Annotated in this window: 15 protein-coding genes, 7 tRNA genes and 1 riboswitch; of the genes, 21 read left to right on the top strand and 1 reads right to left on the bottom strand. The window is 45.1% G+C overall.

Going from position 1 to position 25,022, the window contains the following annotated elements; genetic code table 11:
• Positions 1–54: 54 nt before the first annotated feature.
• Positions 55–236, top strand: a riboswitch (Lysine riboswitch).
• 143 nt (positions 237–379) lie between these two features.
• The 16 genes from MMY95_RS03735 (at position 380) to rpoC (ending at position 18,358) form a co-directional block, all read left to right on the top strand.
• Positions 380–1,831, top strand: coding sequence for an amino acid permease (locus MMY95_RS03735; protein ID WP_104795586.1), 1,452 nt, complete (start codon positions 380–382; stop codon positions 1,829–1,831).
• 345 nt (positions 1,832–2,176) lie between these two features.
• Positions 2,177–2,950, top strand: a complete 774-nt coding sequence (locus MMY95_RS03730; protein WP_003644084.1) for a M15 family metallopeptidase — start codon at positions 2,177–2,179, stop codon at positions 2,948–2,950.
• Between the two features lie 379 nt (positions 2,951–3,329).
• The gene (locus tag MMY95_RS03725; RefSeq protein ID WP_003641239.1) at positions 3,330–3,965 is read left to right on the top strand and encodes a deoxynucleoside kinase; all 636 of its coding nucleotides are present in this window, start codon (positions 3,330–3,332) and stop codon (positions 3,963–3,965) included.
• A gap of 282 nt (positions 3,966–4,247) precedes the next feature.
• On the top strand, positions 4,248–5,525 hold the full coding sequence (serS, locus tag MMY95_RS03720) for a serine--tRNA ligase (protein ID WP_003644085.1): 1,278 nt from the start codon (positions 4,248–4,250) through the stop codon (positions 5,523–5,525).
• 416 nt (positions 5,526–5,941) lie between these two features.
• A tRNA-Leu gene (locus MMY95_RS03715) sits at positions 5,942–6,023 on the top strand.
• Positions 6,024–6,026: 3 nt separating this feature from the next.
• Positions 6,027–6,099: transfer RNA gene (locus MMY95_RS03710), tRNA-Thr, on the top strand.
• Between the two features lie 24 nt (positions 6,100–6,123).
• A tRNA-Gly gene (locus tag MMY95_RS03705) sits at positions 6,124–6,195 on the top strand.
• An 8-nt stretch (positions 6,196–6,203) separates the two neighbouring features.
• A tRNA-Leu gene (locus MMY95_RS03700) sits at positions 6,204–6,289 on the top strand.
• 10 nt (positions 6,290–6,299) lie between these two features.
• Positions 6,300–6,373 (top strand) — tRNA-Arg (locus tag MMY95_RS03695).
• Between the two features lie 7 nt (positions 6,374–6,380).
• Positions 6,381–6,454: transfer RNA gene (locus MMY95_RS03690), tRNA-Pro, on the top strand.
• Positions 6,455–6,504: 50 nt separating this feature from the next.
• Positions 6,505–6,578 (top strand) — tRNA-Pro (locus MMY95_RS03685).
• 488 nt (positions 6,579–7,066) lie between these two features.
• Positions 7,067–7,534, top strand: coding sequence for a CtsR family transcriptional regulator (locus MMY95_RS03680; protein WP_003644086.1), 468 nt, complete (start codon positions 7,067–7,069; stop codon positions 7,532–7,534).
• 18 nt (positions 7,535–7,552) lie between these two features.
• The gene (locus MMY95_RS03675; RefSeq protein WP_241277509.1) at positions 7,553–10,057 is read left to right on the top strand and encodes an ATP-dependent Clp protease ATP-binding subunit; all 2,505 of its coding nucleotides are present in this window, start codon (positions 7,553–7,555) and stop codon (positions 10,055–10,057) included.
• A 178-nt stretch (positions 10,058–10,235) separates the two neighbouring features.
• Entirely contained in the window at positions 10,236–10,838 is a 603-nt protein-coding gene (locus MMY95_RS03670; protein WP_003644087.1) for a TetR/AcrR family transcriptional regulator, read from the top strand.
• 255 nt (positions 10,839–11,093) lie between these two features.
• Positions 11,094–14,699 carry a DNA-directed RNA polymerase subunit beta gene (locus MMY95_RS03665; RefSeq protein WP_277601965.1) on the top strand — a complete coding sequence of 1,202 codons (3,606 nt, stop codon included), beginning with the start codon at positions 11,094–11,096 and terminating at the stop codon, positions 14,697–14,699.
• A 17-nt stretch (positions 14,700–14,716) separates the two neighbouring features.
• Positions 14,717–18,358, top strand: coding sequence for a DNA-directed RNA polymerase subunit beta' (gene rpoC / locus MMY95_RS03660; RefSeq protein ID WP_003641247.1), 3,642 nt, complete (start codon positions 14,717–14,719; stop codon positions 18,356–18,358).
• 652 nt (positions 18,359–19,010) lie between these two features.
• On the opposite strand, the gene MMY95_RS03655 is transcribed toward rpoC, so the two are convergent.
• A complete protein-coding gene (locus MMY95_RS03655) occupies positions 19,011–19,691 on the bottom strand; it encodes a prepilin peptidase (RefSeq protein WP_033615694.1) in 681 nt (226 codons plus the stop codon).
• A gap of 262 nt (positions 19,692–19,953) precedes the next feature.
• Between MMY95_RS03655 and rpsL the strand changes: the two genes are divergently transcribed.
• The 5 genes from rpsL to rplC all read left to right on the top strand — a co-directional run bounded on the left by rpsL (position 19,954) and on the right by rplC (position 25,020).
• Positions 19,954–20,367: a 30S ribosomal protein S12 gene (rpsL, locus tag MMY95_RS03650; protein WP_003641249.1), complete on the top strand. Its 414-nt coding sequence runs from the start codon at positions 19,954–19,956 to the stop codon at positions 20,365–20,367.
• A gap of 16 nt (positions 20,368–20,383) precedes the next feature.
• On the top strand, positions 20,384–20,854 hold the full coding sequence (gene rpsG / locus MMY95_RS03645; protein ID WP_003638057.1) for a 30S ribosomal protein S7: 471 nt from the start codon (positions 20,384–20,386) through the stop codon (positions 20,852–20,854).
• 141 nt (positions 20,855–20,995) lie between these two features.
• Positions 20,996–23,092 (top strand): elongation factor G, encoded by a 2,097-nt coding sequence (fusA, locus tag MMY95_RS03640; protein WP_003645499.1) that lies wholly within the window; start codon positions 20,996–20,998, stop codon positions 23,090–23,092.
• A gap of 952 nt (positions 23,093–24,044) precedes the next feature.
• Entirely contained in the window at positions 24,045–24,353 is a 309-nt protein-coding gene (gene rpsJ / locus MMY95_RS03635) for a 30S ribosomal protein S10 (RefSeq protein WP_003638059.1), read from the top strand.
• Positions 24,354–24,390: 37 nt separating this feature from the next.
• Positions 24,391–25,020 carry a 50S ribosomal protein L3 gene (rplC, locus tag MMY95_RS03630; RefSeq protein WP_241277507.1) on the top strand — a complete coding sequence of 210 codons (630 nt, stop codon included), beginning with the start codon at positions 24,391–24,393 and terminating at the stop codon, positions 25,018–25,020.
• The last annotated feature ends 2 nt before the right edge of the window (positions 25,021–25,022 follow it).

The raw sequence follows: 25,022 nt of genomic DNA, 5'->3' as shown, positions 1-25,022 counted from the left end.
AACATTAGTGACCGGTTGTCAAAAGATGGTCGGTCAGATATAATGGTTGAGTATATCGAAAGAAGAGGATGCGGTTAACAATAGTAGCCGGCTGGAAGTGGGTCACCACTTATGAAGGTCAGTGAACGGGGCAACCGCCGAAATCGATGGATCAGTGACCGATTCATCCGTTGGGCCTTGGTTGAATAAATCAAGGACTGTCGCAGCTAGAATAGTTGCGGGGCGCTATCGACGATGAAATCAGCAATTATGTCAATCAATCTGATTAAAGTCTTTTTGCGCACGTTATCGTGAGGCAAAGAGGCTTTTTATTTTGATTGTGCTAACCTGAATCGGTGTGAACACTTTTAGATATAAATCGATTTTTGGAGGTTCTGCAATGGCAGAAAAACAACATCAGGAAGTGCGTCGTTCCTTACAGACGCGGCATTTATCCATGATTGCATTAGGTGGTAGTATCGGGACCGGGCTGTTTGTCGCGTCCGGTTCGGCAATTTCAACGGCTGGGCCAGGGGGAGCATTACTGGCCTACGTTGGTATTGGAGTGATGGTTTACTTTTTAATGACTAGTCTGGGCGAAATGGCAACTTATTTGCCCGTTTCAGGTTCGTTTTCCACGTATGCTACTAAGTTTGTTGACCCGGCACTTGGGTTTGCGATGGGCTGGAATTACTGGTTCAACTGGGCAATCACGTTAGCGGTCGATATTAGTACGGCGGCGATTGTCATGCAGTTCTGGTTGCCATCCGTGCCGGGGTGGGTTTTTAGTCTGATTGCGCTCGTTTTGATTTTTACGATCAACGCGCTGTCAGTCCGGTCGTTTGGAGAAACTGAGTACTGGCTTTCGCTAATTAAAGTGGTGACCGTGCTCGTATTCTTGGTTATCGGTGTCTTGACGATCGTGGGAATCATGGGCGGTCATGCCACTGGCCTCAGTAACTTTACCTATAAAAAGGCACCATTTGTCGGTGGAATTCCAACGATTTTGAGTGTCTTCGTGGTCGCTGGTTTTTCGTTTCAAGGAACCGAATTAATTGGGATCACGGCCGGGGAGTCAGCAACACCGGAGAAAAGTATTCCGGCGGCTATTAAACAAGTTTTCTGGCGTATTTTGTTATTTTACATTTTAGCCATTTTCGTGATTGCGGCGATTATTCCTTATACGTCGAAAGATCTTCTAGGGTCATCAGCGAGCGATATTGCCATCAGTCCGTTCACGTTAGTCTTTAAACGGGCTGGGTTGGCGGCTGCGGCCAGTGTGATGAACGCAGTGATCTTGACGTCCGTATTGTCAGCTGCTAATTCGGGGATGTACGCCTCGACACGGATGTTATATTCTTTGTCATTACAGGGTTATGCCCCCAAGACATTTGGTCGGGTCAATCGTCGTGGGATTCCAATCATGGCATTATTAGGAACGACGGTGATTGGATTACTCACGTTCTTGTCGAGTCTATTCGGTGAACGGATTTATATTTTCCTCGTTTCGGCCAGTGGGTTAACGGGTTTTATCGCTTGGCTAGGAATCGCTATTTCGCATCTGCGTTTCCGTCGCGCGTTTGTTAAGCAGGGGCATCAATTGAGTGAATTGCGGTACCATGCCAAGTGGTTCCCATTTGGCCCGTGGTTCGCCTTTATCTTGTGTGTCGTGGTCATTATTGGTCAAGACTTACATTCATTTGCAACGCTTGATTGGCAGGCTATTGGGGTGACCTATATGAGCATCCCGTTATTCATCATCTTGTATGTCTATTATAAGATTCGCTATCATACTAAGATGATTCCGCTAGACAAGGTTGATTTGACACGCAAACGACACCATCAAGATTAAGCACGCACTTTGATAGTTTGATTAAATGCGGTTGACACTGGGTCAATCGCATTTTTTGACGGCGAGAGTTGGACCTGTCAACTCAAGGCGCGGTCGTATTTTTAGGTGTCCTGATTTATGCTGATAACACTGCTCGCAACAGATGGTCACGGCGGGTCGTTATGAGTGGGGGCTTGCACGATTGTAATGATAGCAAGCGGCAAATTGAGGGTGCGCTAATCTGATATCTATGGTAATTTGATAGAATGAGAATATGGAATCATTAAAAATTCGCAAACTTATCCTTAGGAATAGGCTAGTCGGCTATGACTATGCTAAGCTGAAATGAGAAAGGCAGCGAGAGAGATGTTAAAGAGAAATTTGTTAAGAGGTCTAGCATTAGTGTCATTAGCAGGTGTCCTGGCTGGCTGTGGTGCTAGCCAGTCGACGTCTAAAGCGACTAGTAGTTCTACGAGTGCTAAGTCGACGAAGACGCAGACCAAGCGGCAACGACTGATTAGTGCCTTACCGAAAGGCGTTAAATCGACCGATAGCGACTTAGTGGTCGTCAATAAGTGGCATAAGCGCGCTGAGATGACATTTAATAAGTCGAGCGTGGATGGTATTGAAGTCCGTAGTTCTATCGTCAAACCATTGGAAGCCTTTCTAGCGGGGGCAAAAAAAGCCGGCTATCCAGCAACAATCGTGTCTGGGTATCGTTCAGTCGCTTATCAAAAAGAGGTTTGGGATCAGTCGATTCAAACCTATGAGAATCAAGGAAAATCAGCCAAGGAAGCCTTAAAGCTGACTAAAGAATATGTCGCAGTTCCTAGTGGTAGTGAGCATGAAACTGGTCTCGCAGCAGATATCATGAACACGCACTGGTACAGCACTCATGGTAATCAATTATTGTCATCATCCGACAAGAACAAGGGTCAGCAGTGGTTGATTAATCACGCGGCGGACTATGGATTTGTGTTGCGCTTTACTAAAGATGGTAAGCAGTCGACCGGGATTGACTATGAATCTTGGCATTTCCGTTACGTTGGTAAGGCGAGTGCGGAATTCATGACTAAGCACAATTTGACTCTCGAACAGTACGTCAGTTTGCTGCAGGCTCGAGAAAAGGCGGCCAAGTAATAAGCTAGCCGTATTCTTGATGGCCCCAATTAATACCATTTATGGCGTACGTTAGGAATTAGCTAGCGTGCGCTTTTAAATTGTCTTCGGTTTAGCAATGTGGGTTCGTCTCAACTGAGTATTATTTGGTCACGACAGATCATGCTGGTCAGAGGCCGCGCTCAAAGCTGATGTGCCACCAGCGCCGGCTTGGGTAACCCAGTGTGTGTTAGTGAGTTGCTGGGATCGCTGACTAGTGCGTCGCAGTTGTGGCTGGTGCGAAGTTTTTTACTGAATTGACTCACCAGATATTGCATTTTAAGACGTGGGTGCGTACAATATGTAGTGTTGCTTTTAGAGATAATCAAAATTTTGACGTGATTAAAAGGAGAGACGCCCCATGCTTGTAATGTCAGGAACAATCGGTGCCGGCAAGACGAGTTTAACGCAGTTAGTGGCTAACCACTTTGGTTCTAAAGCGTTTTACGAGTCAGTTGATGATAATCCCATTTTGCCGTTATTTTATAAGGATCCTAAGAAGTACGCCTTCTTATTACAAATCTATTTTTTAAATAAACGGTTAGACAGTATTAAATCAGCTTTTGCTAACGATCTGGACGTCTTAGACCGGTCGATTTTTGAAGATTCATTATTATTTCATTTGAATGGTGATCTTGGCCGGGCGACGAATACCGAAGTTGACATTTATGATTCATTATTAGATAACATGATGCAGGAATTGCCAGAAGCGTCTCATCAAAAGAGTCCTGATTTACTTATTCATATCAATATTTCTTTTGATACGATGCTCAAACGAATCCAAAAGCGGGGCCGTTCTTACGAACAAATTGATCAAGATCCTGATTTATATAAATATTATCAGACTTTGAATGAACGCTATGACGACTGGTACGCTAATTATGATCATAGCCCGAAGATGCAGATCGACGGGGATCAGCTGGACTTTGTCGCCGATGCGGATGCGCGTAAGGAAGTCATTCGGTTGATCGACGAAAAAGTGGCTAGTTTAGGCTAGTTGCCTTTTTAGAATCAATGTTTTATAGTAGACAGTGAATATTAAACACGGCGCGTTTTTAAGTAGACGTTCAGAGAACCGGTGGGTGGTGTGAATCGGTAGTCGAAACTCCGGCGCGACAATGTGGGCAGGTAATACTGCACGGCACGGCCGTTATCCGTTTAAGGGTGGGATTAATCATGATCCTGAACTTGGGTGGTACCGCGAATCGCAGTCTCTTCGTCCCAATTGGGAGGAGAGACTGTTTTTATTTACGATTAAAAGTGAAAAGGAGACGTCGTTATGTTAGATGTTAAAATGATTCGTCAAAATCCAGATTTTGTAAAAGAACAGCTTGGTCATCGGGGCGTTGCTGCGAGTGACATCGATGATTTATTGGCCGCTGATGAAAAGCGTCGTGAATTGATCGCCAAGAGCGAACAATTGAAGTCGACGCGTAACCAAGTTTCAGGCGAAATTTCACAGAAGAAGCGGAACAAGGAAGACGCTAGTGCCGAAATTGCAGAAATGCAAAAGGTTAGCGCCGATGTGAAGACGTTGGATGAAGAACGGCGGACAGTCGATGCCCAAGTTCAGGATATGGCTGCACATTTACCAAACATGCCCCATCCCGACGTACCAGTTAGCTTGAAAGAAGAAGATGCCGTTGAATTACGTCGAATCGGGACACCACGGCATTTTGACTTTACGCCGAAAGCACATTGGGATATCGGTGAAGATTTAGGCATCTTAGACTTTGAACGCGGTGCTAAGGTTTCTGGTAGTCGTTTCTTATACTACGTGGGCGATGGTGCTAAACTGGAACGCGCCGTTTACAACTTTTTCTTAGACCAGCACGAAGCTGAAGGGTATACGGAAGTTTTGCCGCCATACATGGTCACTGATGAATCTATGTACGGTACCGGCCAATTTCCTAAGTTTAAGGAAGACGCTTTCCGGATTACGACGCAAGATTTGACGTTGATTCCAACGGCCGAGGTGCCATTAGTCAACTATTATCGTGATGAAGTTATTCCAGCTGAAAAATTACCAGTTTACTTTACGGCCTTATCACCAGCCTTCCGTGAAGAAGCTGGTAGTGCTGGTCGTGATACGAAAGGCTTGATTCGCTTACACCAATTCAATAAAGTTGAAATGGTTAAGTTCACGAAACCAGAAGATTCATGGGATGAATTAGAGAAGTTGACCAACAATGCCGAATCATTGCTAAAGAAACTTGGGTTACCATATCACGTTATTACGTTAACGACTGGTGACATGAGCTTCACAGCTGCCATGACACATGATTTGGAAGTTTGGTTCCCAGAACAAGACAAGTACCGGGAAATCTCGAGTTGTTCAAATTGTACTGATTTCCAAGCTCGGCGGGCGCACATTCAATATCGCGATGACGATGGCAAATTGCAATTCGTTCATACTTTGAACGGGAGTGGCTTAGCTGTCGGTCGGACCGTTGCAGCTATTTTGGAAAACTATCAAAATGAAGATGGGACGGTTACGATTCCAGATGTATTAGTTCCATATATGCACGGTAAGACGAAGATTGAAAAACAAGGTTAATTGAGATGAAGTTAGCGAACTCGCAGCGATGCGAGTTCGCTTTTTTTGCATAATTAATGAGTATTAAAGGGAACTGTCGATTTTAAAATGTGAGTGGAAATAACGGCCGAGTTGACTAAATAATTGCGGGACGGGCAGAATGTTGGGACAACATTTCAGGCGCAAAAGGGCGAAAAAGCTGGGGTTACTGAAATTTATTCACCTTTTTTTGAAAATAGGGTTTGCTATTTTCGGCTACCGTGCTATAATATTTCTTGTCGGAAAAATATAACTTGTTTATCCAGTAAAAAGTATATTTATCCATTTATTTGAAAAAAGTTGTTGACAAGTATTCAACATGATGATAAAGTTAAATAGTTGTCAAGGCATACCAGTAAGAACTGTTTGAACCGGCAACAAGGCATGATTAACATCATGCGGGTGTGGCGGAACTGGCAGACGCGCTAGATTTAGGTTCTAGTGTCTTACGACGTGGGGGTTCGAGTCCCTTCACCCGCACATGCCGACTTAGCTCAGTTGGCAGAGCATCTCACTAGTAATGAGGAGGTCGGAGGTTCGAATCCTCTAGTCGGCATTTACAATTTAATAGCTTTATTATGCGGAAGTAGTTCAGTGGTAGAACATCACCTTGCCATGGTGGGGGTCGCGGGTTCGAATCCCGTCTTCCGCTTTTAATTTGCCGGGGTGGCGGAATTGGCAGACGCACAGGACTTAAAATCCTGCGGTTAGTGATAACCGTACCGGTTCGATCCCGGTCCTCGGCATTTTAAATAAGCACCCATAGCGCAATTGGATAGAGTGTCTGACTACGAATCAGAAGGTTGTAGGTTCGACTCCTACTGGGTGCATTAGTATCGGGAAATAGCTCAGCTTGGTAGAGCACCTGGTTTGGGACCAGGGGGTCGCAGGTTCGAATCCTGTTTTCCCGATCGTTTAACACAGTCTTAGTTAAGTGCTAAGGCTTTTTATTTAATTTTCTCGGGAAGTAGCTCAGCTTGGTAGAGCACTACGTTCGGGACGTAGGGGTCGCAGGTTCAAATCCTGTTTTCCCGATTACGGTTAAACCAACTAATCCAGTCATTTGGCTGGATTTTTTTATGGCCTTTTTTGTAAGCAGGGATGTTTCAACGGTCAGGGACACTTTTGCGACGTTACTCACTAAGTCAGCCATGTGAAGAATACGGTGGTTGTGACTCATGATCCTGACAAGGCAACAGCCACTGTTAGTCATGAGCTCGGAGAAATTAGTCTCAGAACTGCTGTTCATCGTTGTGATACCAGTGCCCGTCGCCTGCAATGAGGAGTGACTCAACTTGACATATTTTAAATAGGTAGTTCAATGAATATGGAGACCTAATAATTTAATCATTATGAGGTTCTAAACGGTTGAATCAATTGAAAGCAAACGTTCGGCGTGCTATGCTGTAACAACCGTTAAGCACATGCTAGTCCGCGGTTTGGGTGAAATTCTTTGCTTTTTTCCATTATCCTCGTATAATAATAGTCAATATTAGTCAAAGATAATGAAAAGGGTGAAGCACATGCAAAGTCAAAATATCTCGGATATTATTGAAAAGTATTTAAAAAGTATTTTGGCGGACTCGGAGCATGTTGAAATTCGACGGTCAGAAATTGCCGACCTTTTCAACGTGGTACCCTCACAGATTAATTATGTGATTAAGACCCGGTTTACGATCCAAAATGGTTACTTAGTTGAAAGTAAACGTGGCGGTGGTGGTTATATTCGCATTGAGAAGGTTAATTTGGTCGATGATGCTGATGTGTTGGACGCCCTCATACAGGTGATCGGCGATTCAATCACACAACGAGATGCTTATGCGGTCGTCCAAAGTTTATACGAGGACGACGTCTTAAATCGTCGAGAAGCGCAATTGATTTTAGTGGCGATTGACCACGAGACGTTAGGATTAACGGACCGGGACTTAGAAAACAGTCTGCGGGCCCGGATAATTATCGGAATCTTGAACCACTTGCGTTACGAAAGCTAAAGAAAGCGAGGAATCGCAATGGATAACTTATTTACACCTAGTGCCAAAAGTGTGCTGGTACTGGCACAGGAACAGGCCAAATATTTCAAGCATCAGGCAGTTGGTACGGAGCATTTGCTATTAGCATTGGCCATCGAAAAGAATGGAATTGCTAATAAGGTGCTACAACAATATGCCGTTAGTGAAGATGACATTCGTGAAGAAATCGAACGGTTCACTGGCTATGGGACGTTGAGCAATGTTGGCAAGGATACTTACTTGCCATATTCACCAAAGGCCAAAGAAATTTTGTCCGTTGCCGGTGATGAAGCAAAACGGCTCGGTGCCAACAAGATTGGAACGGAACATTTGTTGTTAGCGATGCTCTCTGATGAAAGTATCCTTTCCTCGCGAATTTTAATGAATTTAAACTTAGATCTAGGTCAGACGCGTAAAGTCGTTCTTCGCAAGCTAGGTGTCAGTGACGCCATGAGTAAGCGCAAGGGTAACGCGGCTAATCGCGGTGGCAAGAAGACTGAAGGAACGCCAACCTTGGATTCTCTGGCGCGCGATTTGACCCAATTAGCTAGTGAACAAGAAATGGACCCGGTAGTAGGTCGTTCCAAGGAAGTCAAACGGGTCATTCAGATCCTGTCACGGCGGACGAAGAATAATCCGGTCTTGATTGGTGAACCTGGGGTTGGGAAGACTGCAATCGCCGAAGGTCTAGCCCAAAAGATTGTGGCCGGTGATGTGCCAACTGATATGGCAGATAAGCGTTTGATGATGCTCGATATGGGATCATTAGTCGCTGGGACAAAGTATCGTGGTGAATTCGAAGACCGCCTGAAAAAAGTGATTGATGAAATTTACAACGATGGCCATGTGATCTTATTTATCGATGAATTGCATACCTTGATTGGTGCCGGTGGTGCTGAAGGGGCTATTGATGCCTCTAATATTCTGAAACCCGCACTTGCACGAGGGGAACTCCAAACGATTGGGGCAACCACTTTAAATGAGTATCAAAAGTACATTGAATCTGACGCTGCGTTGGAACGGCGTTTTGCAACGGTCATGGTCAATGAACCGACGGAAGACGAAGCCGTTGAAATCTTAGATGGACTACGGCCACGCTATGAAGAACATCATCGGGTTACGATTACGGATGAAGCTGTTGATCAAGCAGTCAAGCTATCCAGCCGGTATATCAGTGATCGTTTCTTGCCTGATAAGGCCATTGACTTGATGGATGAGGCGGCAGCTAAAGTCCGCATCGATCAGATGGATCAACCAACAAAGCTATCCAAGAACCAGGACAAGTTAGCGCAACTGCGTGAGGATAAGGAAACAGCGATCGAAGCACAAGATTTTGAACAGGCCGCTGATATTCGTAAGCAGGAGATGAAACTGAAGCAACGCCTAGATCGAATCGAAGCTGACCAAGACGCCGAAGTGACTGAGGGGGCAACACCACACTATGATTTACAAGTCACAGGTGAGGATATTGCTCAGGTCGTTGCCGAATGGACCGGGGTTCCGTTAACGCAATTGCAAAAATCTGAAAGTGAACGCTTAGTTAACTTGGAAAAGATTTTGCATGAACGGGTTGTTGGACAGCCAGAAGCCGTATCCGCAGTGGCTCGTGCTATTCGCCGTGCGCGCAGCGGGTTGAAAGATCCGAGTCGGCCAATTGGTTCCTTTATGTTCTTAGGACCAACTGGGGTTGGTAAGACGGAGCTAGCAAAAGCCTTGGCAGCAGCGATGTTCGGGTCTGAAGATAATATGATTCGGATCGACATGTCTGAATACATGGAACGCTATTCGACTAGTCGTTTGATTGGCTCGGCACCTGGTTACGTTGGTTATGACGAGGGCGGTCAGCTGACAGAGAAGGTTCGCCAGAAACCATACTCGGTCGTGCTATTTGATGAAGTTGAAAAAGCTCATCCGGACGTCTTTAACATTTTGTTACAAGTTTTGGATGACGGCTACTTGACGGATTCTAAGGGTCGGAAGGTAGACTTCAGAAATACGATTCTGATTATGACGTCGAACCTTGGGGCAACCACACTTCGTGATGAAAAATCAGTTGGTTTTGGTGCAACTGATAAGGCCAATGACTACAATGCGGTTGCTGCGACGATTCGAGCAACGTTAAAACAGACGTTCCGCCCAGAATTCTTAAACCGGATCGACGAAACAATCGTCTTCCATTCATTGAATAAGGAAGAATTACACGAAATCGTTAAGTTGATGTCACAAGAAATTGTTGATCGAGTGGCCCAACAAGGTATCAAGATCAAAATCACTCCGGCTGCCATTGACGTGGTTGCGAAGGCTGGCTTTGACCCTGAGTACGGAGCACGACCAATTCGACGGGCATTACAGACTGAAATCGAAGATCGGTTGAGTGAAGAATTATTGACCGGCGCGATCAAGGTCGATGACCAAGTTACGATTGGTGCTAGCAAGGGTACCATTACAATTAATATTAAAAACCAGCCTAAGGCAGATGGTCGTTCGACCGTTTCCTCAAAGTAGGCGCGATTAAATTAAAGATGACGCTTGAAGTGGTAGTCCACTTCAGGCGTCATCTTTTAGGTTCAATCGGTATTAAGATGCTACCCACTGAAGTGAACTGTAGGATCTGAGGCTGGTGGTTCGGTGCTGATTGGTGTAAATTATAATAGGAAATAAAGTCAAGAAAGAAGATGATAACATGGCGACACGAGCCGAACAGATGGCGAAGACGCACCAGGCGATTTTAGACACAGCCCGGGAACTGTTTTTAAGAAATGGGTATGATGCGACAAGTACGCGCGACATTGCGAATGCGATTGGCATTACGCAGCCCGCGCTTTATCACCATTTTAAAGATAAAGAGGTCATCTTTCTGGCTGTCATTACGACGGTCGGTGCGGAAATCAAGGCTGGCATTGAAGCGATTCAAGTCCGTGCGGATTGGTCTCCGTTGGATCAATTAACAGAAGTCTCGCTATTACTAACGCATAAGCATCCGGCTGATGTCTTCACGTTAATTCATTCCAGTTTCAAAGCATTAACGCATGAACATATTCGCGAGTTGGGCGGCATATTTGTTACTGATTATGTGAAGCCGATTCAAACCGTTTTTGAGCAACCTGACATGCAACTACATGTGGGGGTCACACCACAGATGGCGACGAATTTCTATATCACCAGCTTGAGTCCACTGTTTAACAGTTTTCATCAAATCGGTGATCCTCATGCTGACGAGCGGACCCGCGTTCAAACTCTTTTAAAGATGATCTTATACGGGGTTGCGAGTGAACCAGAAAACTAATGGCGGCAGAGAAGTCTACTAGTTGACAACTAACGTTATTCGATGTATATTATAACTTGTCTGTAACCGTGAACTCGAGCGAACGCGCAATCTATTGTCTGTGCGGCTCGTTAATATAAATCCAAAAATAGTCAACTTAAGCGACTATTTTTGGTTTTTTTATGCCTAAAATTCGGTCAAAAACGCATTTGTAACACAAATGTAATATTTGGCCGGAGGTGGCGGGTTCCGGAATAATAAGAAGGGGTGAACAACTTGGCCGGACATTTAGTAAAATACGGTAAACACCGTACCCGTAGAAGTTATGCACGTATCAAGGAAGTTCTTGATTTGCCTAACTTGATCGAAATCCAGACCGATTCTTACCAATGGTTCTTGGATGAAGGTCTCCGGGAAATGTTTGAAGATATTATGCCGATCGACGATTTCGCAGGAAAACTTTCACTTGAATTTGTCGACTATCAATTATTAGAACCAAAGTACACCGTCGAAGAAGCTCGTGAACATGATGCCAACTACTCGGCACCATTGCACGTTACCCTACGTTTAACTAACCATGAAACTGGTGAAATTAAGTCGCAAGACGTATTCTTCGGTGATTTTCCATTAATGACTGAACAAGGGACGTTTATTATCAACGGTGCCGAACGGGTCATTGTTTCACAATTGGTTCGTTCACCCGGCGTTTACTTCAATGAGGAATTAGATAAAAATGGGCGTCCTAGCTACGGCACAACGGTTATTCCTAACCGGGGTGCTTGGTTAGAACTTGAAACTGACGCCAAGAATGTCTCATACGTACGGATCGATCGTACGCGGAAGATTCCATTGACGGAATTAGTCCGGGCCTTAGGCTATGGTTCTGACGATGACATTATTGACATGTTGGGTGAAACTGACAGTTTGATATTGACGTTGGAAAAGGACGTTCATAAGAACACCGACGACTCCCGGGTTGAAGAATCCTTAAAAGATATCTACGAACGGCTACGTCCTGGTGAACCTAAGACGGCTGACAGTTCGCGGAGCCTATTGACTGCTCGGTTCTTCGATCCAAAACGGTATGACTTCGCACCAGTTGGTCGCTACAAGGTTAACAAGAAGTTAAGCATGAAGACGCGCTTAATGGACCAAACGTTAGCTGAGACATTAGCTGATCCTGATACTGGTGAAGTTATTGCGCAAAAGGATACGGTCATTGACAAGAATGTCATGGCTAAACTATCCCCATACTTGGAACGTGACGACTTTAAGACGGTTACTTACACACCATCTGACGAAGCCGTTGTTACGAATCCAATGGTCTTACAAGTTGTTAAGGTTTATTCACAAAACGACCCTGAAAAGGTTGTGAACGTGATTGGTAATGGCAACATTGATTTGAAGTTCAAGCACATTGTGCCTGCTGATATCATTGCTTCCATTAATTACTTCTTCAACTTGCAAGAAGGTCTTGGCTCAACCGATGATATTGATCACTTGGGTAACCGGCGGATTCGTTCCGTGGGTGAATTATTGCAAAACCAATTCCGGATTGGGTTATCCCGGATGGAACGGGTTGTGCGTGAACGGATGTCGATTCAAGATGCTGCGACGGTAACGCCACAACAATTGATTAACATTCGCCCAGTGGTTGCTTCAATTAAGGAATTCTTTGGGTCATCACAATTGTCACAATTCATGGACCAAACCAACCCCTTAGGTGAATTAACGCATAAGCGGCGTTTATCAGCCTTAGGACCTGGTGGTTTGACTCGTGATCGGGCCGGATATGAAGTTCGTGACGTGCACTATACCCACTACGGTCGGATGTGCCCAATCGAAACGCCTGAAGGCCCTAACATTGGTTTGATCAACAGTTTGTCTTCTTATGCGAAGGTCAACCGTTACGGCTTCATCGAAACGCCATACCGGCGTGTCGATTGGACAACGCATAAGGTTACCGATAAGATCGACTACTTAGCAGCCGATGAAGAAGACCAATTTGTGATTGCACAAGCCAACTCTCCATTGAATGATGATGGTTCTTTCGTTGAAGACACTGTTTTAGCTCGTAACAAGGAAGAAAACTTGGAAACGCCAATCGAAAATGTCGATTACATGGACGTTTCGCCTAAACAAGTGGTTGCCGTCGCAACGGCATGTATTCCTTTCTTGGAAAACGATGACTCTAACCGTGCTTTGATGGGGGCCAACATGCAACGACAAGCGGTGCCGTTACTTGATCCTCACGCGCCATTAATTGGGACTGGGATTGAATATAAAGCTGCACATGACTCAGGGATTGCCTTGATTTGTCGTCATGAAGGAACGGTTGAATACGTTGATGCTCGCGAAGTTCGCGTTCGTCGCGATGATGGTTCATTAGACACTTACAAGTTAATGAAATTCCGTCGTTCTAACGGTGGTAAGAACTATAACCAACGGCCAATCGTTAAAGTTGGCGATCACGTTGATAACGATGAAGTCTTAGCCGATGGTCCAGCAATGGAAGGTGGGGAATTAGCCCTTGGGCAAAACCCATTAGTTGCTTTCATGACTTGGAATGGTTATAACTTCGAAGATGCCATCATTATTAATGAACGTTTAGTCCGTGAAGACGTCTACACGTCAATTCATATTGAAGAATATGAATCAGAAGCACGTGACACCAAGCTTGGACCTGAAGAAATGACTCGTGAAATTCCTAACGTCGGGGAAGATGCATTGAAGAACCTTGACGAAGACGGGATTATCCGGATTGGGGCCGAAGTTAAAGACGGTGACATCTTGGTTGGTAAGGTAACGCCTAAAGGGGTTACGGAATTGTCAGCTGAAGAACGGCTTCTCCATGCGATCTTTGGTGAAAAGGCGCGTGAAGTTCGGGATACGTCACTCCGGGTTCCTCATGGTGGCGGCGGTATCATCCAGGACGTTAAGATCTTCACTCGTGAAAACGGTGATGAATTATCTCCTGGCGTTAACATGATGGTTCGGGTCTACATCGCACAAAAGCGGAAGATCCAAGTTGGTGACAAGATGGCCGGTCGGCATGGTAACAAAGGGACGGTTTCAATCGTGGTTCCTGAAGAAGACATGCCGTACATGCCTGATGGGACACCAATCGATATCATGTTAAGCCCAATGGGTGTGCCTTCTCGTATGAATATCGGGCAAGTGCTCGAATTGCATTTGGGGATGGCTGCTCGGAAGTTAGGAATTCACATGGCAACGCCTGTCTTTGATGGTGCTCAAGATACAGATATTTGGGAAGCCATTCGTGAAGCTGGGGTTGATTCAGATGCCAAGTCGATCGTCTATGATGGTCGGACTGGTGAACCGTTCGATAAGCGGGTCGCTGTTGGGGTCATGCACTACATGAAGCTTAGTCACATGGTTGACGATAAGATCCATGCTCGTTCAATCGGACCTTACTCTTTGGTTACGCAACAACCACTTGGTGGGAAAGCGCAATTTGGGGGCCAACGTTTCGGTGAAATGGAAGTTTGGGCCTTGGAAGCTTATGGTGCAGCTTATACCTTGCAGGAAATCTTGACTTACAAGTCCGATGACGTTGTTGGTCGGGTTAAGACCTATGAAGCAATCGTTAAGGGCGAACCAATTCCAAAGCCTGGCGTGCCGGAATCATTCCGCGTGTTGGTTAAGGAATTGCAAGCACTCGGTCTTGACATGAAAGTCTTGGATTCTGAAGACAAAGAAATCGAATTGCGGGACATGGATGATGATGACGATGAAGTTGTCAATGTCGATGCACTCAGCAAGTTTAAACAACAACAAGATGAGAAGGCTGCGGACAAGGCCGCAAAAGCTGACGCCGCTAAGCCTTCTGAAACAACCAACGCTCAGCAAGATAATCAATAAAAAGGGAGGTCGGTCCTTTGATCGATGTCAACAAGTTTGAAAGCATGCAAATCGGTCTGGCATCCCCAGACAAGATTCGCAGCTGGTCATATGGCGAAGTCAAAAAGCCAGAAACCATTAACTACCGGACATTGAAACCTGAAAAAGACGGTCTGTTTGACGAACGGATTTTTGGTCCTACTAAGGATTGGGAATGTGCTTGTGGTAAATACAAACGGATTCGTTATAAGGGTATTGTCTGTGACCGTTGTGGGGTCGAAGTGACTCGTAGTAAAGTCCGTCGTGAACGGATGGGTCATATCGAACTTGCCGCACCAGTTACTCACATCTGGTACTTTAAGGGAATTCCTAGCCGGATGGGCTTAGTCTTAGACATGAGTCCCCGGGCACTTGAAGAAATCATTTACTTCGCTTCATACGTCGTTATCGAATCTGGTAATACGCCACTTGAAAAGAAGCAATTACTTTCTGAACGTGAATACCGTGAGAAGAAGGCTCAATATGGTAACGAATTTGAAGCTGCCATGGGTGCCGAAGCCATCAAACGGTTATTGAATAACGTGGATCTTGAAAAAGAGGCACGTGATTTAAAGGAAACTCTGAAGGATGCTTCTGGTCAGAAGCGGACCCGGGCCGTTCGGCGGCTTGATATCATCGAAGCTTTCGTGACATCTGGTAACGAACCAGCTTGGATGGTAATGGACGCAATTCCGGTTATTCCCCCGGACTTACGGCCAATGGTTCAATTGGAAGGTGGTCGTTTTGCCACCTCTGACTTGAACGACTTGTACCGGCGGGTTATCAACCGTAATAACCGGTTGAAACGCTTGTTGGACTTAAATGCACCTGGGATTATCGTGCAAAACGAAAAGCGGATGTTGCAAGAAGCCGTTGATGCGTTGATCGATAATGGTCGTCGTGGCCGTCCCGTTGCTGGTCCTGGTAACCGGCCATTGAAGTCTCTTTCACACATGTTGAAAGGGAAGCAAGGGCGGTTCCGTCAAAACTTACTTGGTAAGCGGGTTGACTATTCTGGTCGTTCGGTTATCGATGTTGGGCCTTTCTTGAAGATGAACCAAATGGGCTTACCACGTCAAATGGCGTTGGAATTGTTCAAACCGTTTATCATGAAGGAATTGGTTAAACGTGAATTAGCTTCTAACATCAAGAATGCTAAGCGAAAGATCGAACATGCTGATGACGATGTCTGGGGTGTGTTGGAAGACGTTATCAAGGAACATCCTGTTCTCTTGAACCGCGCCCCTACGCTTCACCGTTTAGGGATTCAAGCTTTCGAACCCGTCTTGGTTAGTGGTAAAGCGATGCGGCTCCATCCATTGGCTTGTGAAGCTTACAACGCCGATTTCGATGGGGACCAAATGGCTATTCACGTCCCACTTTCAGATGAAGCCCAAGCTGAAGCACGGCTCTTAATGTTGGCTGCCCACCATATTTTGGCGCCTAAGGACGGGAAACCCGTTGTTACGCCATCTCAAGATATGGTTATCGGTAACTACTACTTGACGACTGAAGAAATCGGTCGTGAAGGCGAAGGTATGATCTTCAAGGACTTGAATGAAGCGCAAAAGGCTTACCAATCAGGTTATGTACATTTGCATAGCCGGGTCGGCATTCAGGTCTCATCAATGCCTGACAAGCCATTCACGGACGATCAGAAGCAAGCAGTCTTAGTCACGACGGTTGGTAAGGCAATCTTCAACAACATTTTGCCTGGCAAGTTCCCTTACTTGAACGAACCAACTAACGATAACTTGATTGCTGGTACACCGGACAAGTATTTCTTGAAGCCTGGTGAAGATATTCATCAATTCTTGGATGCCCAGGAAATCATTCCACCATTCAAGAAGGGCTTCTTGGCCGACATTATCGCTGAAGTTTACAAGCAATATCACGTGACAGCAACGTCACTCTTGCTTGACCGGATGAAGGACTTAGGTTACAACATTTCAACTAAGTCTGGTTTGACGGTTGGGGTTGCCGATATTACTGGTTTGAAAGAAAAACCAGCAATTATCGCCGAAGCCCATAAACAAGTTAATACGATTTCAAAACAGTTCCGTCGTGGTTTAATTACTGATGACGAACGTTATGAACGGGTCATTGGTGTCTGGAACGACGCTAAGGACCAAATCCAACAAAAACTGATTGAAAGTTTCAACGCGGATAACCCAATCTTTATGATGAGTGATTCTGGTGCGCGTGGTAACATTTCAAACTTTACTCAGTTAGCTGGGATGCGTGGTTTGATGGCTGCCCCTAACGGTAAGATCATGGAATTACCAATCCTTTCAAACTTCCGTGAAGGTTTGTCTGTCTTGGAAATGTTCATTTCAACCCACGGTGCTCGTAAAGGGATGACCGATACGGCGCTTAAGACTGCCAACTCAGGTTACTTGACTCGGCGTCTGGTTGATGTGGCTCAAGATGTTATCGTTCGTGAAAAGGATTGTGGGACTGACCGTGGGTTGCGGATTCACGCAATCATGGAAGGTAACGAAGTCATCGAACCGTTGTATGACCGGATCTTAGGTCGTTACACGATGAAGACTGTCTTTGATCCTGAAACGCATGATGAAATTGTCGGTAACAACGTCTTGATCGACGAAGACTTAGCTCATAAAATCGTTGATGCTGGTGTAACGGAAGTTACGATCCGTTCTGCATTTACTTGCAACACTAAGCATGGGGTTTGTGAACATTGCTACGGCCGTAACATGGCTACTGGTGATGAAGTTGAAGTTGGTGAAGCTGTTGGGACAGTTGCCGCACAGTCTATCGGTGAACCCGGTACTCAGCTGACCATGCGGAACTTCCATACCGGTGGTGTTGCCGGGGACGATATTACCCAAGGGTTGCCTCGTGTGCAAGAAATTGTGGAATCACGGAATCCTAAAGGGCGTGCCGAAATCTCAGAAGTTACTGGGACGGTTGAATTAATTGAAGAAAATCCAGCGGAACGGACGAAGGAAGTTACGGTTAAGGGTGAAACTGATACACGGACTTACACGTTGCCGTTAACAGCACGGATGGCGGTTAGTGAAGGCGACTTTATTCACCGTGGTGCTGCGTTGAACATTGGGTCGATCGATCCTAAGCAATTGATTCAAGTACGTGATGTCTTATCAACTGAAAACTACTTGCTCCGTGAAGTTCAAAAGGTTTATCGGATGCAAGGGGTTGAAATTGGCGATAAGCACGTTGAAATCATGATTCGGCAAATGTTACGGAAGGTTCGGGTCATGGATCCGGGCGATACCGACGTCTTGCCTGGGACGTTAATGGATATTGCAGACTTCAAGGACGAGAACTACAAGACCTTGATTGCTGGTGGTATTCCTGCAACGTCACGGCCAGTCATTCTTGGGATTACTAAAGCCGCTCTTGAAACGAATAGTTTCTTGTCAGCTGCTTCATTCCAGGAAACGACACGGGTCTTAACTGATGCTGCTATTCGTGGTAAGAACGATCCACTGATCGGGCTTAAGGAAAATGTTATCATTGGTAAGATCATTCCTGCTGGGACTGGTATGCCGGTTTACCGTCATATCAAACCAAAGGAAGTTGGCAACGTGGCTGATGGGGTTTACTCAATCAGCGACCTTGAAAAACAAATGCAAGAACAAGATGCTAGCAAGTAATTGCTAAGTAACTAAAAAGGGCGGCCATTGTGGTCGTCCTTTTTGTATGCACGATTGTAGGTAGGCTATCTGGGGCGTTCGGCGATGAAGGTTAATCTTCAGGGGGGGAAGACTAACTGAGCCTCGCTGGAAAAGTTCAAGTTTGTGTAAACTTGCTTAGTTAGTGTGTCCTGCACTGCGCTCCAGGCATTTCTGCTAATTGCTGGACTGCCGTGCCTTAATACTATATTGGTGAAACGTGTTCAGATTGGAATGAGACTTTCGGTTAGCTAACACTAATCCTCAGTCTCAGCCCGTCTAAACCGCACACTCTTGTAGTGCTAAGAAACGTCTTCCGCTCGGGATGGTGTTCGAATGGTGGGCACGTGCGTACGCAACTTTTGACGGATTAGTCGTTACTTTTTTGAGACCGGAATCTTATCAGGTAACTTTCAGGTTAATAATAGAATTGTGAGCTGTCCCCGATTTCTAAATCACCATATTACTACTGAGGGTCAGAACAACTGATACGATATTAACGCTTGTTTAAAGTTCCAAGTAGTAAACAATTCGACGACAAATTGTACCAGTTGAGTGGTCGTTCATCCGAACAGGACGCGCACTGACTAACAAGCAATAATCGGACGTACTAGAACATTGCAATTATAGCTCGCTATGCGAGACCCGTGAGTTGGGTGACCATGATGAAGCTCCAACTGATGAAGGGCACGAATGGTAAGCGATGGCGTGGGGCACTGATGATAAAACCAACTAATGCGGCAACGGCCGCAATGGCGAGACAGGTCAACAGTGTGTCGGCTGGAATGATGAAAACAAGCATGAGTAGAATGTCAACATCGCCGAGACCAAAGGTGGCAGTTAGCCGGGCCAGCAAGTATAACCCGACTAGTAAGGCAAGTACGAGGTAGAGACTGATCGTCAGGGGTGGCCGTTGTTGCCATAAGCCCAGTCCGGCTGGAAGAAGTAATGTCAGCGGGTAGACTTCAAAAGTGAGATAATCAGTAAGACTATTGAAAATCAATACCAAGTAACCAATCAGAAGTGGCAGCGTCAATGACAATGACGCACTGCTAGAAGCTAGTAGACTACCACAAAGTAATTCAATCAGACTGGAACGGAGGCTGATAGGAGTGCGACAATCATAGCACTGTCCCCGTTGAAGTAGAATGCCGAGTAATGGTATCAGTTGCCAGAACCGTAATTGATGCCGGCAGTGTGGACACCTTGATCGTTGAGTGCTAATGAGTATGTGTCCGTTGCTGATGCGTTCCGCCATACAGGTCACGAATGAGCCCAGACAGAGGCCAATAATAAAAAGACTGCTGGTTAACATGGAAGGACCACCTTTCATCACTAGTTACGCAATGTAAAGCACCACTATTTTTTCAGGACATTTATTGACAACTTCGGCATGTCATGATAGTCTAGTAAAGGTGCTTTTTGCAGACAGATTCCTGTATCAGGAATACAGACATGCTGACTGGTCGGCTAAGCGCACAATTACCATGCTCCAGGCATTCTTTTTTACTCAAAAAAGAACCACCTGGATGTGTGGACTTAAAAAACAGATATTTGGAAGGAGGACACTTTAGAACATGCCAACAATTAATCAATTAATTCGCAAAGGCCGTAAGTCTAAAGTATCAAAATCAAATGCCCCAGCGTTAAACTTTGGGTATAACAGTTACAAGAAGGTTGCAACTAATAACCCAGCGCCACAAAAGCGTGGGGTTGCTACTCGTGTCGGTACCATGACTCCTAAGAAGCCTAACTCGGCTTTACGGAAGTATGCCCGTGTACGTTTATCTAACTTAATAGAAGTTACAGCTTACATTCCTGGTATTGGTCATAACCTCCAAGAACATAGCGTTGTCTTAATTCGTGGTGGTCGTGTTAAGGATTTACCTGGTGTTCGTTACCATGTTATCCGTGGTGCTTTGGATACTGCTGGTGTCGAAGATCGTCGCCAAAGCCGTTCCAAGTATGGTACCAAGAAGCCAAAGAAATAATAAGGAGGTAAGTTAAATGCCAAGAAAAGGTGCACCTGCAAAACGCGAAGTTTTAGCAGATCCAATGTATAACTCTAAATTAGTAACGCGTTTAATTAACCACTTAATGTTAGATGGTAAGCGCGGTACCGCATCAACTATTTTGTATGATGCTTTTGATCAAATCAAAGAACAAACTGGTAACGATCCTTTGGAAGTCTTCGAAGAAGCTATGAAGAACGTTATGCCAGTACTTGAAGTTAAGGCCCGCCGTGTTGGTGGTTCTAACTACCAAGTTCCAATCGAAGTTCGCCCAGATCGTAAGACGACTCTTGGCCTTCGTTGGATCGTTCAATATGCTCGCTCACGTGGCGAACACACTATGTCCGACCGGTTAGCTCGTGAAATCATGGATGCTGCTAACAATACTGGTGCTTCAGTTAAGAAGCGTGAAGATACTCACCGGATGGCTGAAGCCAACCGTGCCTTCGCCCATTATCGTTGGTAATATTTCCGTGAGATGGTTAAAGGTCGCCTTTAACTAATCACAAAAAGGTGACTATTATATGCGCGCATATAGTAGTCATTTTTTGAAATAAACTTTATACTGTTAATTCCATTTATATTGAGAGGAGTAACACATTTTCTAATGGCTAATACACGAGAATTCTCACTCGATAAGACCCGTAATATTGGTATTATGGCCCATATCGATGCTGGTAAGACCACGACTACTGAACGGATCTTGTACTACACTGGTAAAATTCACAAAATTGGTGAAACCCATGATGGTGCTTCACAAATGGACTGGATGGCCCAAGAACAAGAACGTGGGATCACCATTACCTCTGCTGCCACGACTGCACAGTGGAAGAACCACCGGATTAACATCATCGATACCCCAGGGCACGTTGACTTCACTGTTGAAGTTGAACGTTCACTTCGGGTTTTAGATGGTGCGATCGCCGTATTGGATGCCCAATCAGGTGTTGAACCTCAAACTGAAACAGTTTGGCGTCAAGCATCAACGTATAACGTTCCCCGGATCGTTTTCGTTAACAAGATGGACAAGATTGGTGCGGACTTCAAGTACTCTGTAAGCACGATCCATGATCGTTTACAAGCTAACGCCCATGCTATCCAATTACCAATTGGTGCCGAAGACAATTTCGAAGGGGTCATTGACTTAATCGAAATGAAGGCTGACCTTTATGATGAAGATCAACTTGGTACTGAATGGGATACGGTTGACGTTCCTGATGAATACAAAGAAGAAGCCCAAGCTGCACGTGATGACTTAATCGAAGCCTTAGCTGACATCGATGACGGCATCATGGAAAAGTACCTTGGCGGTGAAGAAATCAGCAAAGAAGAAATTAAGGCTGCTATCCGTAAAGGAACGTTAGCACTTGAATTCTTCCCAGTATTAGCTGGTTCAGCCTTCAAGAACAAGGGTGTTCAAATGTTAATGGATGCCGTTGTGGACTACTTACCATCACCACTTGATGTTAAGCCATACAAGGCTACTGATCCTGAAACTGAAGAAGAAGTTGACTTGATTGCCGGTGATGATAAGCCATTCGCTGCCTTAGCATTTAAGGTTGCTACTGACCCATTCGTTGGTCGTTTGACTTTCATCCGGGTATACCAAGGTACTTTGGAATCTGGTTCATATGTCTTGAACGCCACTAAGGACAAACGTGAACGGGTTGGTCGTTTACTTCAAATGCATTCTAACCAACGGAAAGAAATCCCAGAAGTTTTCTCTGGTGATATCGCCGCTGCAATTGGTTTGAAGAACACGACTACTGGTGACTCATTGACTTCGATTGAACATCCATATCACTTGGAATCAATGGAATTCCCTGACCCAGTTATCCAGGTTGCCGTTGAACCTAAGACTAAGGCTGACCAAGATAAGATGAACGTTGCCTTACAAAAGCTTTCTGAAGAAGATCCTACTTTCAAGGCTGAAACTAACCCTGAAACTGGTGAAACTTTGATTGCCGGGATGGGTGAATTGCATTTGGATATCATCGTTGACCGGATGCGGCGTGAATTTAACGTTGAAGCCACTGTTGGTGCGCCTCAAGTTTCATACCGTGAAACCTTTACTAAGAGCACTCAAGTTCAAGGTAAGTTTGTTCACCAATCTGGTGGTAAAGGTCAATATGGGGATGTTTGGGTTGAATTTACACCTAACGAAGAAGGTAAAGGCTTCGAATTCGAAGATGCCATCGTCGGTGGGGTTGTTCCTCGTGAATACATTCCTTCAGTTGAACAAGGTTTGAAGGAAGCTATGGCTAACGGTGTGTTAGCTGGTTATCCTTTGGTTGACGTTAAGGCTAAGCTCTATGATGGTTCTTACCATGATGTCGATTCTAGTGAAGCAGCCTTCAAGATTGCCGCATCATTAGCATTGCGGAATGCCGTTAAGACTGCTGGCCCTGTTATCCTTGAACCTATCATGAAGGTTGATATCGTTGCCCCAGAAGATTACTTAGGTGATGTTATGGGTCACGTTACTGCTCGTCGTGGTAACATCGAAGGTATGGAAGAACGTGGGAATGCCCAAGAAGTTCACGCATACGTTCCTTTGGCTGAAATGTTTGGTTATGCAACCACATTACGTTCAGCTACTCAAGGTCGTGGGACTTTCACAATGACCTTTGATCATTACGAAAAGGTACCAAAGTCAGTTCAAGAAGATATCATCAAGAAGAATGGCGGCACTCCTGCCAAATAAGCTTGATTGATAATAAGAAGGACGTTCAGCTTCGGCTGGACGTTCTTTTTTTACATAAATTTCTTGTCGAACTAAATGTGATTACTGCTCGTCGTAAGACAGCGTGGCACATCAATTGAAGCGGCTTAGGGATAGTTTTGGCCGTCACTAGCATTGGGTACGGCTGTGACGAGCACAGTGCTGCTCAGGCCTATGTCATCGCGCAAGGGTACAACCGCGCAACAAGGGTCGCACTAGTTAAGTTACTAGCCGCTGCGACCATAAAACTGGCAGCCATAATATTAAGGGTGCGAGACTCATAGCATAATAAGGAGAACGCGGACAACATCGCATTTTTTGTATCGGAGATGACCACTTGAGTTGACGGTTGTCGGTGACCACGGCCAAGGTGCTGACGGTCGGTGATAAGCAGATGACAATATAATAGAAGGTAGATGAACAAGAACGTGGGTCAGTGTGACGGCGCCGTCAGATGTAGGAGCGGTTGAATTAAGCGTGTTGAAGTCCGATTAAATGACTCCAGACAAAAATGTATGACGCTGAACGCGGGTCTTGTTCCTGAGAAAGTGTTAATGCAATCTAGTAGGTGTCCACATGATCGTGGCCGGTCGGCAGTGAGAAATGTAAAGCGCTCACCAAAAAGAAATTAGGCGCAAACGCTATTAATTGGATGGAATTTGTGTTACATTAATTGAGCTGGTTCAAAAAGGTAACACGGTTTACAACGATGGTTATAAAAAAAGTGCGAAAACACTTGCTATTACAGAGCTTTTCATTTATTATAGATTGTGCTTGGTATTTAGAAGGGGATAACTATATCCCCATCATCAAGTAGTCGTAGTTAGCTTTGATGTGAAAGGTTGCGACACGCCCGGCCACATTGTCATGGGACGTGGCGGTAATTTTCACGGAGCTAGTCTTATTTTCAAAATAGACGAAGGAGGTCACAACAATGGCAAAGCAAAAAATTCGTATTCGCTTAAAGGCATACGAACACCGCATTCTTGATCAGTCAGCTGACAAGATTGTCGAAACGGCAAAGAGAACTGGTGCTACTATTTCAGGTCCTATTCCATTGCCTACTGAACGGACTATTTATACCGTTCTACGTTCACCACATAAGTTTAAGGACTCACGTGAACAATTCGAAATGCGGACTCACAAGCGGTTAATCGATATCGTTAACCCAACGCCTAAGACGGTCGACTCATTAATGAAGTTAGACTTGCCTAGCGGTGTAGATATTGAAATCAAGCTTTAATTTACTAAACTAAAATCAATTAATTGGAGGTGTACTCATGACCACTAAAGGAATCTTAGGGAAAAAGGTAGGAATGACGCAAGTCTTCACTGAAAGCGGCGAATTAGTTCCCGTTACAGTTGTTGAAGTTCAACCTAACGTTGTGTTGCAAGTTAAGACCGTTGAAAATGACGGTTACGAAGCAATCCAATTAGGTGTTGACGACAAACGCGAAGTCTTGACGAACAAACCTGCTCAAGGTCATGCAGCAAGAGCAAAAACGACTCCTAAGCGCTTCATTCGTGAAATTCGTAATGTTGAGCTTGGAGATTACACAGTAGGTGACGAAGTCAAAGCGGATATTTTCGCAGCTGGCGACGCCGTTGACGTTACGGGTATCACTAAAGGTCATGGTTACCAAGGTAATATCCATAAGGACGGCCAAAGTCGTGGACCAATGGCTCACGGTTCTCGTTACCATCGTCGTCCTGGTTCAATGGGTGCCATCATCAACCGGGTATTCAAAGGTAAGAAATTACCAGGCCGGATGGGTAATCACCAACGTACGATGCAAAACTTACAAATCGTTCGTGCCGACGTTGAAAACAACGTTTTATTAATTAAAGGGAATGTCCCTGGCGCCAACAAGTCATTTGTAACAGTTAAAACATCTGTTAAGAGTAAATAAGG

Source organism: Lactiplantibacillus sp. ME-2 (assembly GCF_022549155.1).
Lineage (GTDB): Bacteria > Bacillota > Bacilli > Lactobacillales > Lactobacillaceae > Lactiplantibacillus > Lactiplantibacillus plantarum.
Note: the sequence above shows the minus strand (reverse complement) of the source record. Positions and strands in the feature narration are given on the sequence as shown.